Source organism: Pseudomonas sp. F2 (assembly GCF_057174385.1).
Window position 1 is genome coordinate 3,580,667 of the sequence record NZ_CM169904.1, and the last position, 16,255, is coordinate 3,596,921.

Below are 16,255 nucleotides of genomic sequence, written 5' to 3' on the forward strand. Positions count from 1 at the left end.
TACTGCATGAAGGCTCAGGCGGGTTTGGCCTCTGCCAACGCCTCTTGCGCCAACTCCTTCTCCGCGTCCTTCAGATCCTCTTCGCTGATCATCTCGGCAATCACCCGCAGACGTTCAACCACGCGTGCGTTGACGCTGCCCTCAGGAAATTCGCCTTCGGCATTCGGCTCACCGGCCGGCTCGCCGACCAACAGGCTCAAAGCCTCGTCAGCCTGACGCACCGCGTACACATGGAACTGCCCGGCGCGCACGGCCGCCAGCACCTTCTCGTCGAGCATCAGCGTGGCGACGTTGGCCTGCGGAATGATCGCGCCCTGCTCGCCGGTCAGCCCACGCGCTTCGCAGAGACGGAAGAAGCCTTCGATCTTCTCGTTGACGCCACCGACCGCCTGCACTTCGCCGAACTGGTTGATCGAGCCGGTGATCGCGAAGCACTGCTTGAGCGGGGTTTTCGACAACGCCGAAATCAATGTGCAAGCCTCGCCCAGCGACGCACTGTCGCCATCGACGTAACCGTAGGATTGCTCGAGCGCAATGCTCGCGGAAATCGCCAGCGGGAATTCCTGGGCGTAACGGCTGCCCAGGTACCCGGTGAGGATCATCACGCCCTTGGAGTGGATCGGCTGACCGAGATTAACCTCGCGTTCGATGTCGACGATGCCGCTGCCGCCCGGGTACACCGTGGCGGAAATCCGCGCCGGTACACCGAACGCCGAATCGCCGACTTCCAGCACGGTCAGCCCGTTGCACTTGCCGACCGCGGCGCCGTCGGTGTCGATCAGGATGATCCCGGCGAGCATGTCGTCGAGAATCCGCGCCGATACGCGGCCAGTGCGAGTGGCTTTGGCTTTCAGCGCACGCTCGATGTGCCCGGCGTCGGTCATTTCATCACCGGCCAGATGGCGAATGAAATCCGCCTCGCTGACCAGTTGGAACAGGTCGCCGATACGCGCCGACAAACGCCCCTGATGCTCGGCCAGGCGTGCGCTATAGGTCGCCAGACGCGCCACCGCATCGGCGGTCAGCGGCGCCATGCCTTCTTCCGAAGTGCGGGTTTTCAGCAACTGGGCGAACTGCTCCAGGCTTTCGTCGACCATCGGGATGTCTTCGTCGAAGTCGACCAGCACGCGGAACATCTCCTGGAAGTCCGGATCCAGGTCCTGCAGCGTGTAATACAACTGCCGCGCACCGATGATCACCACTTTGACCTGCAACGGAATGTGCTGCGGATTCAGGGTCACGGTGGCGAAACGGCCCATCTCGCCCAGCGGCGATTCCATCTTCAGTTTGCGCGATTGCAGGGCGCGCTTGAGTGCGTCCCACACGAACGGCTCACTGAGCATTTTTTCCGCTTCAAGAATCAGGAAGCCGCCATTGGCGCGATGCAATGCGCCCGGGCGCAACTGGCGATAAGTGGTGTAAAGCGCCCCTTGATCGGTGGTGTATTCAATGCGGCCGAACAGGTTTTCGTAGGTCGGATGCGGCTCGAACACCACCGGCGCACCGCCACTGTGCGGATGACCGACCACCAGGCTCGGCGCGTATTGCTCTTCCAGCAGCTTGCGCGCCACGGCGTCGGTCTTGCTGTCGTCGACCAGTTGCTCGACCACGGTTTTCAGCAGATACACCTGCATCGCTTGCAGGTAACCGCAGACCGCGGCGTTCTCCGCATACTTTTCCGACAGCGGCGACAGCAACGGCTGCAAGGCCAGGGTGATGGTTTCTTCGTTGAGCTGACGCAGCTGATTGTTCGACTCGCGCTTCCACTGCGGCAGGCTCGCGAGCTCTTCATTCAGCCGTTCTTCGAGACCGGAAATATCCTCGTGGAAACGCTCGCGCTCGGCTTCCGGCAATTGCGAAAACTCGGCTTCATCCAGCGCCTTGCCTTCGAGCATCGGGGTGAAGGCGATGTTGCTGCTGTCGCGGTACAGGGCGACGTCTTTTTCCAGGGCCAGACGTTCGATGACGTCCAGTGCCTTGTCGTAGCGCTGGTTGAAGGCGCGGTCGATGGCACTTTTTTTCTGCTGGTAGGACGGGTGCTCGAACACCGCCGGGAACGTCGCCAGCAGGTTGTCGATCAAGCCGTTGATGTCGCCGATGAATGCGCTCGCCGTACCCGATGGCAGCTCCAGCGCGCGGGGTTCGCGCGGCTCATCGAAGTTGTTGACGTAGACCCAGTCCGCCGGGGTCTGCAGGCGCTTGCCTTCGGCCTTCAGGTAGCGTTTGACGAACGAGAAGCGACCGGTGCCCGGTTCGCCCATGACAAAGACGTTGTAACCGGGGCGTGGCATGGCCACACCGAACTGCAAGGCTTCGACCGCACGTTCCTGGCCAAGCACACCGCGAAAGGGCTCCAGATCATTGGTGGTAGTGAAGCTGAACTGTTCAGCGGAAAACGGACGGGTCAGCGCTTCGGGCGCTAGACGCAAGCTGGCAGCAACAGGATCAGGCATCGGGCTTCCTTAACAATCAGGCGGGGCAGATAGCGGCATTCTGGCGCTGCCCGTGCCCCACTGGCAAGGCGCGCCACACGACAAAGCATAGACAACCGGGTGACCCTGCCCCGCCCCCCGGCAAATCGGGGTTATCGCCAAATCTTTTGTAAAAACTCACGGAACCCCAGGAACGTGCCTAAACTCCAAACTGCGCGGCTGGAACGAATACTGGCCCACTGGCACCGTCAGGTGTCAGAACCCTGTCCATTGGTATGCACACAAAGAGAACAAAGCTATGAAACGGATTCTTCTCGGTACTCTCTTCACCGCTGTTTCCATCAACGCCATGGCTCAGGCGCCAGGCGGTCCGGATTGCGGTTGGGGCAACATGCTGTTCGAAGGTCAGCGTGGCACCCCGGCACACTTCCTGGCATCCACCACCAACGGCACCTCCGGTAACGCTACGTTCGGTATGACTTCCGGCACCAACGGTTGCTCGACCAACGCGTCGCTGACCTACGGCGGTAAATCCTGGTTCGCCATGAATGGCATGATGAACGAGCTGTCCGAAGACATGGCAAAAGGCAACGGCGAAGCGCTGACGACTTACGCTGTGGTACTGGGCGTGGCGCCGGAAGACCGTGCGCATTTCGCCGCTGTCACTCACGAGCACTTCCAGCAGATCTTCAGCAAGGCTGACGTGACCGCCGAAGACGTGCATACCAACACCCTGGCTGTACTGAAATCAGACCCACGTCTGGCCAAGTACGCCACTCAGGCTTAAGCTCGACCCCACCCGCTTCTTTCGGGAAGCGGGTTTTGTTTTGAGTGCAATCACTCGAATGTGACGCTGAACCTGTGGTGAGGGGATTTATCCCCGATCGGCTGCGTAGCAGTCGTGAAACCATTCAATTGGGTGTATCTGATACACCGAGTTTTGCAGGTATGAGGGCCGCTTCGCAGCCCATCGGGGATAAATCCCCTCGCCACAGGGAGTGATCGCAGCCCGATCCGGTTTTTTTTCTTTTCGACTTAAGTTGCCACTTATGCTCAAACGCCTTGCCTGGCTGGCGCTCTGTGTCTGCGCCCCGCTGTCCGCCGCGCCTCACATCGACCCTCAACGTTTGCAGCAACTGGCCAACGACCGCTTCTGGATTTCCCTCGGTCATTACGAAACCGCCAAGCTCGGCGGCTGGCGCAGCTATGTCAGCGACAGGAAATTCTTTCTCGCGCCTGATGGCAACGAACACCCCGACCATGAGTTGGCCGCCACCGTGCAAGCGCTGTATGCCCCGGCCAGTCTCGGCGAGCAGCACGCGCAGTGCGTCTATCCGGCCCGCACCCGCTGGCTGAAAGCGCAGCTCAACCTGACCGATCTGCCCGCCCCCGATTGCGCCGAATTCAAGAAATGGTTCAAGGACGTCTCGCCGCACAGCGCGGTGATGATCTTTCCTGCGGCGTACCTCAACAGTCCGTCGTCGATGTTCGGCCACACCCTGCTGCGCATCGATCAGGCCGATGTGCAGGCCGACAAGACTTCGCTGTTGAGTTACGCGATCAACTTCGGCGCCTACATCGAAGGCTCCGACAACAGCATCCTCTACGCCTGGAAAGGTTTGATGGGCGGCTACCCGGGGCTGTTCGCGCTGGTGCCGTATCAGGAAAAACTCTCTGAGTACCGCAGCCTGGAAAACCGCGACCTGTGGGAATACCGGCTGAACCTGACGCAAGCAGAAACCGCACGCATGGTCGAACATGTGTGGGAGCTGAAGCAGATCCAGTTCGACTATTTCTTCTTCGACGAAAACTGCTCCTATCGCCTGCTCGAACTGCTGCAGGTGGCGCGTCCAAGCCTGCGCCTGACCGAGCAATTCCCGTTGACTGCTATCCCTACCGACACGGTCAAAGCCGTGAAGGAAGCCGGACTGGTGGAAAGTATCGAATACCGTCCATCCCGCGAACGTGAACTGCTCAGCCGTGCCCAGCCGTTGAGCAGTGACGAACAGCAATGGGTGCTGAACGTCAGCGCCGATCAGCAAGTGTTGCAAGACCCGACCTTCAAGGCTCTGCCCCGGGGTCGACAGGCGCTGATCATCGATGCTGCGTATCGCCTGGAACGCTATCGCGCCAACGGTCAGGAACGTGATCCGCAACGCGCTCAGCGCAGCTTCGAACTGCTGCGGGCGATCAACAAAAACCCGGCGCCGGAGCTGCAGATCCCCCAACCGGGCCTGCCCGAAGACGGCCACGAATCACGCACCTGGCAGGCCGGCATCGGCACCCGGGGCGACCGTGCGTTCGGCGAGTACGGTTTGCGCATGGCCTATCACGACCTCAACGACAACGCCGAAAGCTTCCCCCTCGGCGCGCAGATCGAAATCCTGCAGATGAAGCTGCGCCAGTACGAAGGTAACCAATGGCAATTCCAGCAACTGGATCTGGCGACCATTCGTTCGCTGACCCCGCGCAATGAGTTGCTGCAGCCGCTGTCGTGGCAAGTCACTGGCGGCCTTGAGCGCGTACCGGGCAAGCATGATGACGAGACGCTGGTCAGCCACGTCAACGGTGGCGGCGGCGGCACTTGGGCGCTCGGTGATGACGTATTGGGTTTTGCTCTCGGCACCGTGCGCGTTGAACACAACAATGACTTCGCCGAATTCGTCTCCCCGGCCGGCGGTTTCAATACCGGCGTGTTGTGGAAAAACCCGCTGGGCAATCTCAGCCTGGAAGCCAAGGGCGATTACTTCTTCAATGGTGAAGTGCGCCGTAGCCTGAGTCTGAACCAGCAGTGGGAATTGTCGCGCAACCTCGGTTTGCGCCTGAGTGCGCAGCGTGAGTTCAGTCATGTGGCGACGCCGGAAAACGAAGTGATGCTCGAAGTGAAGTGGTATCACTATTAAAAGATCGCAGCCTGCGGCAGCTCCTACAGTGGGAATGCATTTTTCCTGTAGGAGCTGCCGCAGGCTGCGATCTTTTGATCTTCCTTTCACACCCCATCAACGAATCACCTTCTAGACTTTCCCTATCAGCCGAGAATCGGCGCGGGAGAGTGCGATGTGGCGGTGTGCGGGACTGTTGGGTGTTTTGCTGTTGCTCGGGGGTTGCCAGACCACCCATGAAGACTTGATCGCCAAAGGTTATCCACCGGCCTTCGCCGACGGTTTCGATGACGGTTGCGTCAGCGGCCGGCAAGCCGCCGGCTCGATCAGTGGCGAGTTTCGCAAGAACGTGCCGCGCTACCTCAAAGACAAGCAATACGCCGAAGGCTGGACCGACGGCTTTCGCCAGTGTCAGGCGATGCTCGAGAACAAGGATCGCGAAGAGTATCGCAATGAACACTGGGACGAGCGCGAGCGCGTCTGGCAGCAACAGAAGGATCAGGACGCCGGACGGGCTTATCGCTCGCAATAGGTCGTTTCCAGACATCCAGTGAAACCAAATGCCGGCGACCATGGCCCAATTCCTATCACAGGAGGACACCATGAGCCGCGCTTTCGTCAACGAAGACAATGCCGCTGCGCAAGCCGACCAGCCCGTCGAACGGCAGGTCAGCGCGCAGCCCAATTACGTCACACCGCAGGGGCTGGCGCAGCTGCAGGCCAAAGTCACCGAGCTGCAAGCCCTGCACGCTGAACAATCGGCCAAGGGCGAACAAGCCGACAAGCAGCGCCAGGCTGATCTCGAAAGAGATTTGCGCTACTTCAACCAACGCCTCACCAGCGCGCAGGTCGTTGCCCCCGCGACCTCTACCGAAAAAGTGCAGATTGGCAGTTGGGTGACCTTTGCCGACGAGCACGACACCGAAAGTCGGGTGCAACTGGTCGGCGAAGATCAGGCCGACGCCAGTCAGGGCCTGATCAACTGGGGCTCGCCGCTGGGCCGGGCGCTGCTCGGCGCCCGCCTCAATGACGAGGTGCTGTGGCAGCGCCCCGCTGGCGATCAGGTGATTGAAGTGATTCGCATCGAACCGGCTTAAACCACGCCTTGGGCCAACATCGCATCGGCGACTTTGACGAAGCCGGCGATGTTCGCGCCTTTGACGTAGTTGATCCGCCCGTCCTCTTCGCCGTAATGCACGCAAGCGTGGTGGATCGACTGCATGATCGCGTGCAACTTGCTGTCCACCTCGCCTGCGTTCCACAGCAGGCGCATGGCGTTTTGCGACATCTCCAGCCCGCTGACCGCGACCCCACCGGCGTTCGACGCCTTGCCCGGGGCGAACAGAATGCCGGCCTCGATAAAGATATCCACAGCCTCCAGCGTGGTCGGCATGTTTGCGCCCTCGGCGACGCACACGCAGCCGTTGCGCAGCAGTGTGCGCGCGGCGTTGACGTCGAGTTCGTTCTGCGTGGCGCACGGCAACGCGATGTCGCACGGCAGCGACCACGGCAACTGCCCGGCACGGAATTCCAGACCGAACGCCGTGGCCAGTTCGCTGATGCGTCCGCGTTTGACGTTTTTCAGTTCCAGCAGCGCCTGCCACTGTTCTTCGCTCAGGCCCGATTCGCAGTACAGCGTGCCTTCGGAATCGGACAGGGAAATCACCTTGCCGCCCAGGTCCATGACCTTGCGCGCCGCGTACTGCGCGACATTGCCGGAACCGGAGATCGCCACGCGTTTGCCTTCGACGGTCTGCCCGCGGCGCTTGAGCATTTCTTCGGCGAAGTACACGCAACCGAAACCGGTGGCTTCCGGGCGAATCAGGCTGCCGCCGTAGGTCATGCCTTTGCCGGTCAACACGCTGGTGAACTGGTTGCTCAGGCGTTTGTACTGGCCGAACAGGAAGCCGATCTCCCGCGCCCCGACACCGATGTCGCCAGCCGGCACATCAACGTCCGCGCCGATGTGGCGGTACAGCTCGCTCATGAACGCCTGACAGAAACGCATCACTTCAGCGTCGCTCTTGCCCTTCGGATCGAAGTCCGAACCGCCCTTGCCGCCGCCCATGGGCAATGAGGTCAGAGAGTTCTTGAACGTTTGCTCGAAGGCGAGAAACTTCAGCACGCCCAGATTCACCGAAGGATGGAAACGCAAGCCGCCCTTGTACGGGCCGATGGCGCTGTTCATCTGGATGCGGAAACCGCGATTGACCTGAACCTTGCCCTGATCGTCGACCCACGACACGCGGAACACAATCGCCCGCTCCGGCTCGCAGATACGCTCCAGAATCCCTGAGGTCAGGTAATGCGGATTGGCTTCGAGAAACGGCCACAGACTGCGCAGGACTTCTTCGACGGCCTGGTGGAATTCAGGTTGATCCGGGTCGCGTTTTTTCAGGCGGGCGAGGAAGGATTCGACGGATTCGATCATGGGAAAAGTCTCGGCAAATTTATTGTCGTTGGAAGCGATTGAGCCGGACTGTAACAAACGAATTGCGCACAGGAACAGCGCAAAATGTCGCAGTTATGAAATTAAATGGTGCACAGGATATAAATCAGGCGGTTTTTTGATCTGATTTTGCACCTGAATGGGGAGATCAGATTGAAGTGACGCACCAACAGTTACACCGCTATCGCTGGCAAGCCAGCTCCCACAGTTTTCGCGGCGTCCACACATTCCAGGTACAACAAAAAACCTGTGGGAGCTGGCTTGCCAGCGATGAAAGCACCCGGTATTGCTGAAGAAACCCAGGCAAAAAAAACGGAGCCCGAAGGCTCCGCTTTTTCATCCAACCAACCCGAATCAGGCCAGTTTCTTGTGGCGTACCCGGTGTGGCTGGGCAGCCGCTTCGCCAAGACGCTTTTTGCGGTCGGCTTCGTACTCGGTGTAGTTGCCTTCGAAGAACACCGCTTGCGAGTCGTCTTCGTACGCCAGGATGTGGGTCGCGACGCGGTCCAGGAACCAGCGATCGTGAGAGATCACAATGGCGGCGCCCGGGAAGTCCAGCAGGGCTTCTTCCAGGGAACGCAGGGTTTCGACGTCGAGGTCGTTGGACGGTTCGTCGAGCAGCAGGACGTTGCCGCCCTCCTTCAGGGTCAGCGCCAGGTGCAGACGACCGCGCTCACCACCGGACAGGTCCTTGACGAACTTCTGCTGGTCGCCGCCCTTGAAGTTGAAGCGACCGACGTAGGTGCGCGACGGGATCTCGTAGTTGCCGATGCGGATCTGGTCGGAACCGTCGGAGATCTGCTGGAACACGGTCTTGCTGCCGTCGAGGTCTTCACGGCTCTGGTCAACACAGGCCAGTTGCACGGTTTCACCGACTTCGATGCTGCCCGAATCCGGCGTTTCCTTGCCCATCAGCATGCGGAACAGGGTCGATTTACCGGCACCGTTACCACCGATCACACCCACGATGGCGCCCTTCGGCATGGAGAACGACAGGTTGTCGATCAGGACGCGATCGCCGTAGCCCTTGGTGACGTTCTTGAATTCGATGACCTTGTCGCCCAGACGTGGACCGGCCGGGATGTAGATCTCGTTGGTTTCCGAACGCTTCTGGAATTCCTGCGACTGCATTTCTTCAAAGCGTGCCAGACGAGCCTTGGATTTCGACTGGCGGGCCTTGGCGCCTTTGCGCACCCACTCCAGTTCTTCCTTCATGGCTTTTTCGTGAGCCGACTGCTGCTTGGATTCCTGGGCCAGACGATCGGACTTGGCTTCCAGCCAACCCGAGTAGTTGCCCTCGTAAGGAATGCCCGCGCCGCGGTCGAGTTCGAGAATCCAGCCGGCGACGTTGTCGAGGAAGTAACGGTCGTGCGTGATCGCGACCACGGTGCCCGGGAAGTCGTGCAGGAAGTGCTCCAGCCACGCCACGGAGTCAGCGTCCAAGTGGTTGGTCGGTTCGTCGAGCAGCAGCATGTCCGGAGCGGACAGCAGCAGGCGGCACAGGGCCACACGACGTTTTTCACCACCGGACAGGTGTTCGACCTTGGCGTCCCAAGCCGGCAGACGTAGCGCATCGGCGGCGACTTCCAGTTGACGCTCCAGGTTGTGACCATCGCTGGCCTGCAGGATCGCTTCGAGCTTGGCCTGTTCGGCAGCCAGCTTGTCGAAATCGGCATCCGGATCGGCGTAAGCAGCGTAGACCTCGTCCAGACGCGCTTGCGCGTCCTTGATCACGCTGACCGCTTCCTCGACCACTTCACGCACGGTCTTGGTCGGATCAAGTTGTGGCTCTTGTGGCAGATAACCGATGTTCAGGTCCGGCATCGGACGGGCTTCGCCCTCGAACTCGGTGTCGACGCCGGCCATGATTTTCAGCAGTGTGGACTTACCCGAACCGTTGAGGCCGAGTACGCCGATCTTGGCGCCGGGGAAGAACGACAGCGAAATGTTTTTCAGGATTTCCCGCTTCGGCGGAACAACTTTGCCCAGCCGATGCATGGTGAAGACGTATTGAGCCATGGAGAACCTTGGGTCAGTGACAGATGAATGATTGGAGCGCAGGCGATGCCCGGCCAGACCGATGCGCGTCGTTCACTTGATGGTCATCAATGCGTGCGCGCTGAAAAAGTCTGAGTCTAGGAGCTGGAACGCTCCCGCGTAACCGGCAAAGCTACCTGAATGACGGAAGGCAGTCCAGCCGAGTGGGGCTGGCACTTCGCCACAACTCAAGGCATGCTAGCCGCCCTTCGGGCGTCCGGCTTATAGTGCACGTCGCGCCAGTCCAGCCAAACCGCAGGATTTCAGCTTGTCCAACGTTACCCCGCCAGCTTCTGTGAGCGCGTCCAATCCGGGGACCGGCTCGCCCCTGCGCGGAACATTGAAGGGTGCCTTGGCGACGCTGGTACTTTTGCTGCTGGCATTGCTGTTCTGGCAGTTGCTCGACCAATTGCGCGAGACCCAGAAAAACCAGCGCCAGTACACCATCGACTACACCGCCGACCTCGCCTCGCAGGTCAGCCTGAACATGTCGCTGAATGCGCAAATCGCCCTCAACCTGCTACCGATCGTCGAACAGCCGCAGTCGTCCGACGAACAGCAGGCGCTGCTGCGCAAGCTCCAGCAATCGCTGCCGGACGTGCGCAGCCTGGCCCTGCTCAGCCCATCCGGGAAAATCCTCAACGACAGCGCCAGCGACAGCCACGACGCCGATTACCTCGCTGAACTGGTGCGCCGCAGCCGCGCCCAGGCGCATTACTTCAGCAACGCCGACGACGGCTCGGTGGTGCATCTGTTATTGCATCAGGCCAGCGGCAGCACGCGCGGCTACTGGGTGTTGCGCCTGACCCCGACCTTCTTCGACTCGCTGACCCAGCAGGGTGAAACCGGCATCCGCCCGTTGTGGCTGGTGGAAAACCGCCTCAACCACCAGATCATCAGCCGCGACGAAGCGCTGTCTTCAGCCAGGCCCGGCGTGCTGAGCCCCGACGACCTGGCCAACACTGTATTAACCGTACCGCTGAGCAGCAGCGACTGGCAGTTGCGCGGGCTGTTCGACCGTCAGCGGGTGCTCGAAGAACTGCTGCCAGCGTTTATCGGCAAATGCCTGCTGGGCCTGGCGTTCTCGATGTTGCCGGTGATCGCGCTGCTGAACATGCGTCGCCGCCAGCGCCAGTTGCATGAAGGCCGCCGGCGTTATCAGGACATCTTCGAAGGCACCGGTGTTGCGCTGTGCGTGCTCGATCTGTCCGGCCTCAAGCAAGTGTTCGACAAGGCGCAGATCCAGACCAGCGACCAGCTCAAGGCCTGGCTCGACCAACCGGCCCAGCGCCAGCAACTGCTGCAAGAACTGCGCGTCACCGAGGTCAATCAGGTCGCGCTGCAACTGCTCAATGTCCATTCCTGCGAGCACGCCTGGCAACTGCTGATCGACGGCCAGCCGCACAGCCAGTGCGCCATCGGCAACCAGGTGCTCGACGCGGTTCTGCAGCAACAGAAACAACTGGAACTGGAAATCAGACTGCCAGACATCAACGGTCGCGATCAGCACCTGTGGATGGTTCTGCGCCTGCCTGAGGAGCTGCACGACTATAAAGCGGTGATCCTCAGCATCAACGACATCACCAGCCGCAAGCTGATCGAACTGTCGCTGCTGGAGCGCGAAGGCTTCTGGTCGGACGTGGTGCGCACGGTGCCGGATCATCTGTATGTGCAGGACGTGATCAGCCAGCGGATGATCTTCAGCAACCATCACCTCGGCCAGACCCTCGGTTACAACCGCTCCGAGCTGCACCAGATGGGCGAGTACTTCTGGGAAATCCTCCTGCACCCGGAAGACGCCGACTATTACCACCGCTCACGGCAGATGCAGCGGCACGCCGGTTACAGTCAGTTGCTGCAATGTCAGCTGCGCTTCCGCCATCGTGACGGCAAGTGGCGGCGCTTCGACATTCGTGAGCAAGCGCTGGCCCGCGACAAACACGATCAGGTCACGCGGATCATCGGCGTGGCCAAGGACATCACCGAGCAGATCGAGGCCAGTGAATCGCTGCGTGACAGCGAGCAGCGCTACCGCATGCTCGCCGAAAGCATCAGCGACGTGATTTTCTCCACCGACAGCAAGCTGTCGCTGAACTACGTCAGCCCGTCGGTGCAAGCGGTGCTGGGTTACGACGCCGAGTGGATTTTCCAGAACGGCTGGCAATCGACCATCGCCAACCCGCAACAACTGAGCGGCATCTATTCCCTTATGGATCGGGTCAGCAAAGCGCTCGACAAGCCTGAGCAACTCGCACAGCTGCGAAGCCAGGTGCAGACGCAGATGTTCCTGTTCGACTGCCTGCGTGCCGACGGTCGCAAGATCCCGATCGAGCTGCGCCTGGTGCTGGTGTGGGACGAACACGGCGCGTTCGAAGGCGTGCTAGGCGTCGGCCGCGACATCAGTCAGCAACGCCGCGCCGAGAAAGATTTGCGTATGGCGGCCACGGTATTCGAGCACTCGACTTCGGCGATCCTGATCACCGACCCCGCCGGCTATATCGTGCAGGCCAACGAAGCCTTCAGCCGGGTCAGCGGTTACGCGGTGTCGGAAGTACTCGACCAGTTGCCGAACATGCTCACTGTCGACGAGCAACAGGACGCGCACCTGCGTTACGTGCTCAAGCAATTGCACCAGCACAGCACTTGGGAAGGCGAAGTCTGGCTCAAGCGGCGTAACGGCGAGCATTACCCGGCATGGGTCGGCATCACGGCGGTACTCGACGATGAAGGCGACCTCGCCAGTTACGTGTGTTTCTTCAGCGACATCAGCGAGCGCAAGGCCAGCGAACAACGCATTCATCGCCTCGCCTACTACGACGCCCTGACCCACCTGCCGAACCGCACGCTGTTCCAGGATCGCCTGCACACCGCGCTGCAATCGGCCGAGCGGCAGAAGTCGTGGGTGGTGCTGATGTTCCTCGACCTCGACCGCTTCAAGCCGATCAACGACTCCCTCGGCCACGCCGCCGGCGACCGCATGTTGAAAGACATGGCCACGCGCCTGCTGGCCTGCGTCGACGAAGACGACACCGTGGCGCGCATGGGCGGCGACGAGTTCACCCTGCTCCTGCAACATCGCTCCAGCCGCGAAATGGCGCTGAACCGGGCGATTCATGTGGCCGAGCAGATCCTCGCCAGTCTGGTGCGCCCATTCGTGCTGGAAGGCCGCGAGTTCTTCGTCACCGCCAGTATCGGCATTGCTTTGAGTCCGCAGGACGGCAACGAACTCAGTCAGTTGATGAAGAACGCCGACACTGCGATGTACCACGCCAAGGAGCGTGGCAAGAACAACTTCCAGTTCTATCAGGCCGACATGAACGCCAGTGCGCTGGAGCGTCTTGAGCTGGAAAGCGACCTGCGCCACGCGCTGGAGCAGAACGAATTCGTCCTGTATTACCAGCCGCAATTCAGTGGCGACGGCAAACGCCTGACCGGCGCCGAAGCGCTGCTGCGCTGGCGTCATCCGCGTCGCGGGCTGGTGCCGCCGGGAGATTTCATTCCGGTGCTGGAAGAGCTCGGTCTGGTGGTCGACGTTGGCGACTGGGTCATCAGCGAAGCCTGCCGCCAGCTCAAGACCTGGCACCAGAACCGCGTGCGCGTGCCGAAGGTGTCGGTGAACATCTCGGCGCGGCAGTTCTCCGATGGCCAGCTCGGTACACGCATCGCCACCATCCTGCGCGAAACCGGGCTGCCACCGGCGTGCCTGGAACTGGAGCTGACCGAAAGTATCCTGATGCGCGAAGTCAGCGAGGCGATGCAGATTCTCGCCGGGCTGAAAAACCTTGGCCTGAGTATCGCGGTCGACGATTTCGGCACCGGTTATTCATCGCTGAACTACCTCAAGCAGTTCCCGATCGACGTGCTGAAGATCGACCGCACTTTCGTCGACGGCCTGCCGTCCGGCGAACAGGATGCGCAGATCGCCCGTGCGATCATCGCCATGGCCCACAGCCTCAATCTGGCGGTGATCGCCGAGGGCGTGGAAACCCATGAGCAACTGGACTTCCTGCGCGAGCACGGTTGCGATGAAGTGCAGGGCTATCTGTTCGGCCGACCGATGCCGGCGAGCCGGTTTGAAGCGCAGTTCAGCAATGATGCGCTGTTCATGTTTGACTGAAGAAAAGATCGCAGCCTTCGGCAGCTCCTACAGGGATTGATGTCGGTCACAGTATTCGCAATCGGCCCCGATTACTGTAGGAACTGCCGAAGGCTGCGATCTTTTCAGGCCGGCAAAAGCACCGCACATCTGTCATGAACGCCACTTGTCTGCGACATGATGTCGTTTCATATGCCATCCAAAACCCATTGGGTTAGAATGCCCCCCTTTTCTGCCCCCGATCCTTGAGGACCGCCATGTTCAGCCGTGATTTGACTATTGCCAAGTACGACGCCGATCTCTTTGCCGCCATGGAGCAAGAAGCTCAGCGCCAGGAAGAGCACATTGAGCTGATCGCTTCGGAAAACTACACCAGCCCTGCGGTGATGGAAGCTCAAGGCTCGGTTCTGACCAACAAATACGCCGAAGGCTATCCGGGCAAGCGCTACTACGGTGGTTGCGAGTACGTTGACGTCGTTGAACAACTGGCCATCGACCGCGCCAAAGAGCTGTTCGGCGCCGATTACGCCAACGTTCAGCCGCACGCCGGCTCGCAAGCCAACGCCGCTGTTTACCTGGCCCTGCTGCAAGGTGGCGACACCATTCTGGGCATGAGCCTGGCCCACGGTGGTCACCTGACCCACGGCGCCAGCGTGTCCTCCTCCGGCAAGCTGTACAACGCCGTGCAGTACGGCATCGACGCCAATGGCCTGATCGACTACGACGAAGTCGAGCGTCTGGCCGTTGAACACAAGCCGAAAATGATCGTGGCCGGTTTCTCTGCCTACTCGCAGATTCTCGACTTCCCGCGCTTCCGCGCCATCGCGGACAAAGTCGGTGCCTACCTGTTCGTCGACATGGCTCACGTGGCCGGTCTGGTCGCCGCTGGCGTCTACCCGAACCCGGTGCCTTTCGCTGACGTGGTCACCACCACCACGCACAAGACCCTGCGCGGTCCACGTGGCGGTCTGATCCTGGCGCGCGCCAACGCCGACATCGAGAAGAAGCTGAACTCCGCGGTATTCCCGGGCGCCCAGGGTGGCCCGCTGGAGCACGTGATCGCCGCCAAGGCGATCTGCTTCAAGGAAGCACTGCAGCCTGAGTTCAAGGCTTACCAGGAACAAGTGGTGAAGAACGCCCAGGCCATGGCCGAAGTGTTCATCGCGCGCGGTTTCGACGTGGTTTCCGGCGGTACCAAGAACCACCTGTTCCTGCTGTCGCTGATCAAGCAGGACATCTCCGGTAAAGACGCCGACGCCGCGCTGGGCAAAGCGTTCATCACCGTGAACAAGAACTCCGTGCCAAACGACCCACGCTCGCCGTTCGTCACCTCCGGCCTGCGCTTCGGTACTCCGGCTGTGACCACCCGTGGCTTCAAAGAGGCAGAGTGCAAAGAGCTGGCCGGCTGGATCTGCGACATCCTGGCTGACCTGAACAACGAAGCGGTGATCGATGCCGTTCGTGAGAAAGTCAAAGCCATCTGCAAGAAACTGCCGGTATACGGCGCTTGATGCGACATTAAACCTGCAGCATGAAAAACCGGCCAAGTGATTGGCCGGTTTTTTTTCGTCTGCGTGAAAGTCGCTGCCGCCTCACTTAAAACTTGAAACAACAACTTCAAAGAAAAACAGGACATCAACAAAACCTAGCTGTTAGTGTTAAAAACAGAACGCGCAACAGCAACTAAAAATCCACACAAAACGAAGAAACACCCATCAAAAACTCAAGGAAGAGTTCATGACAACGAACAGGCAAAAGTCATTTATCGCAACATTAATGCTGGACCAGCACCACCTGAATATCCTGGGAGCGCTTTATGAAGAGCCGGTCTTGCGCACCGACAAATCATTTTCCGGCGGTTTTTACACCGGTACTCCCAGATTAATCGATGATGCCCACCTATTGGGTTGCCGCTTCCAAAGGGAAGTAACAAACGTACAACCCATGAATATTTATTTCCGCTGTACTGATGACTATTACCACCTTTACATACGCGATCACGCCACGCACACAGGATATTGCCTGAGCAAGGATCGCGCCGGGGTGTTAGGGGCTTTTCTGCCGGCGGGCAGCGATACCACCTCTTTCAACTTGCTGAGCCACGATAACCGGATCATCACCCTGCAGGATATGGGCGGTGATCGTCAGCGAGTGCGACTCAAGGCACGTAACGCCGGCCAGATCACAGCGTTGCGTCGACGAGGCGCACCCTACATTTATATGGCCGAGACGGATAACACAGGCCTGCCGTTCACACTGAAAATCATCGAGCGCAATGCATCGTTTCTCAGTGATCCCGACGAAATCTGACATCAACATTTCAGCATTCAACACTTACGCCACTGAACAGCCCGGCTGT

10 protein-coding genes are annotated in these 16,255 nt (G+C 60.0%); 7 read left to right on the plus strand and 3 right to left on the minus strand.

Translation table 11 applies throughout. The features are described from left to right. Positions 1-14: 14 nt before the first annotated feature. Positions 15-2,453 carry a Lon protease family protein gene (locus AC193Q_RS16085; RefSeq protein WP_095668280.1) on the minus strand — a complete coding sequence of 813 codons (2,439 nt, stop codon included), beginning with the start codon at positions 2,451-2,453 and terminating at the stop codon, positions 15-17. Positions 2,454-2,730: 277 nt separating this feature from the next. Here AC193Q_RS16085 and AC193Q_RS16090 point away from each other — a divergent pair, with 277 nt between their 5' ends. The 4 genes from AC193Q_RS16090 to AC193Q_RS16105 all read left to right on the plus strand — a co-directional run bounded on the left by AC193Q_RS16090 (position 2,731) and on the right by AC193Q_RS16105 (position 6,411). Next, positions 2,731-3,219: a DUF3015 domain-containing protein gene (locus AC193Q_RS16090; protein WP_007909797.1), complete on the plus strand. Its 489-nt coding sequence runs from the start codon at positions 2,731-2,733 to the stop codon at positions 3,217-3,219. A gap of 262 nt (positions 3,220-3,481) precedes the next feature. Next, entirely contained in the window at positions 3,482-5,335 is a 1,854-nt protein-coding gene (locus tag AC193Q_RS16095; RefSeq protein WP_121187274.1) for an Lnb N-terminal periplasmic domain-containing protein, read from the plus strand. A gap of 154 nt (positions 5,336-5,489) precedes the next feature. Continuing rightward, positions 5,490-5,846, plus strand: coding sequence for a hypothetical protein (locus AC193Q_RS16100; protein WP_121187276.1), 357 nt, complete (start codon positions 5,490-5,492; stop codon positions 5,844-5,846). Positions 5,847-5,916: 70 nt separating this feature from the next. Continuing rightward, the gene (locus tag AC193Q_RS16105; RefSeq protein WP_121187278.1) at positions 5,917-6,411 is read left to right on the plus strand and encodes a GreA/GreB family elongation factor; all 495 of its coding nucleotides are present in this window, start codon (positions 5,917-5,919) and stop codon (positions 6,409-6,411) included. Here the strand turns inward: AC193Q_RS16105 and gdhA are convergent. Both gdhA and ettA read right to left on the minus strand, forming a co-directional pair. Further along, positions 6,408-7,745 (minus strand): NADP-specific glutamate dehydrogenase, encoded by a 1,338-nt coding sequence (gene gdhA / locus AC193Q_RS16110; protein WP_121187280.1) that lies wholly within the window; start codon positions 7,743-7,745, stop codon positions 6,408-6,410. The genes AC193Q_RS16105 and gdhA overlap by 4 nt on opposite strands. A 372-nt stretch (positions 7,746-8,117) precedes the next feature. Continuing rightward, positions 8,118-9,782 carry an energy-dependent translational throttle protein EttA gene (gene ettA / locus AC193Q_RS16115; protein WP_047296679.1) on the minus strand — a complete coding sequence of 555 codons (1,665 nt, stop codon included), beginning with the start codon at positions 9,780-9,782 and terminating at the stop codon, positions 8,118-8,120. A 286-nt stretch (positions 9,783-10,068) separates the two neighbouring features. Here ettA and AC193Q_RS16120 point away from each other — a divergent pair, with 286 nt between their 5' ends. The 3 genes from AC193Q_RS16120 to AC193Q_RS16130 all read left to right on the plus strand — a co-directional run bounded on the left by AC193Q_RS16120 (position 10,069) and on the right by AC193Q_RS16130 (position 16,206). Beyond that, the gene (locus AC193Q_RS16120) at positions 10,069-13,917 is read left to right on the plus strand and encodes a sensor domain-containing protein (RefSeq protein WP_121187282.1); all 3,849 of its coding nucleotides are present in this window, start codon (positions 10,069-10,071) and stop codon (positions 13,915-13,917) included. A 236-nt stretch (positions 13,918-14,153) separates the two neighbouring features. Next, positions 14,154-15,407, plus strand: a complete 1,254-nt coding sequence (gene glyA / locus AC193Q_RS16125) for a serine hydroxymethyltransferase (protein WP_041065242.1) — start codon at positions 14,154-14,156, stop codon at positions 15,405-15,407. Between the two features lie 226 nt (positions 15,408-15,633). After that, the gene (locus tag AC193Q_RS16130; RefSeq protein ID WP_095668276.1) at positions 15,634-16,206 is read left to right on the plus strand and encodes a hypothetical protein; all 573 of its coding nucleotides are present in this window, start codon (positions 15,634-15,636) and stop codon (positions 16,204-16,206) included. Positions 16,207-16,255 lie beyond the last annotated feature (49 nt).

Coding starts and splice junctions, on each gene's coding strand:
- AC193Q_RS16085 (WP_095668280.1), bottom strand. CDS start 2,453: ATGCCTGATCCTGTTGCTGCCAGCTTGCGTCTAGCGCCCGAAGCGCTG.
- AC193Q_RS16090 (WP_007909797.1), top strand. CDS start 2,731: ATGAAACGGATTCTTCTCGGTACTCTCTTCACCGCTGTTTCCATCAAC.
- AC193Q_RS16095 (WP_121187274.1), top strand. CDS start 3,482: ATGCTCAAACGCCTTGCCTGGCTGGCGCTCTGTGTCTGCGCCCCGCTG.
- AC193Q_RS16100 (WP_121187276.1), top strand. CDS start 5,490: ATGTGGCGGTGTGCGGGACTGTTGGGTGTTTTGCTGTTGCTCGGGGGT.
- AC193Q_RS16105 (WP_121187278.1), top strand. CDS start 5,917: ATGAGCCGCGCTTTCGTCAACGAAGACAATGCCGCTGCGCAAGCCGAC.
- gdhA (WP_121187280.1), bottom strand. CDS start 7,745: ATGATCGAATCCGTCGAATCCTTCCTCGCCCGCCTGAAAAAACGCGAC.
- ettA (WP_047296679.1), bottom strand. CDS start 9,782: ATGGCTCAATACGTCTTCACCATGCATCGGCTGGGCAAAGTTGTTCCG.
- glyA (WP_041065242.1), top strand. CDS start 14,154: ATGTTCAGCCGTGATTTGACTATTGCCAAGTACGACGCCGATCTCTTT.
- AC193Q_RS16130 (WP_095668276.1), top strand. CDS start 15,634: ATGACAACGAACAGGCAAAAGTCATTTATCGCAACATTAATGCTGGAC.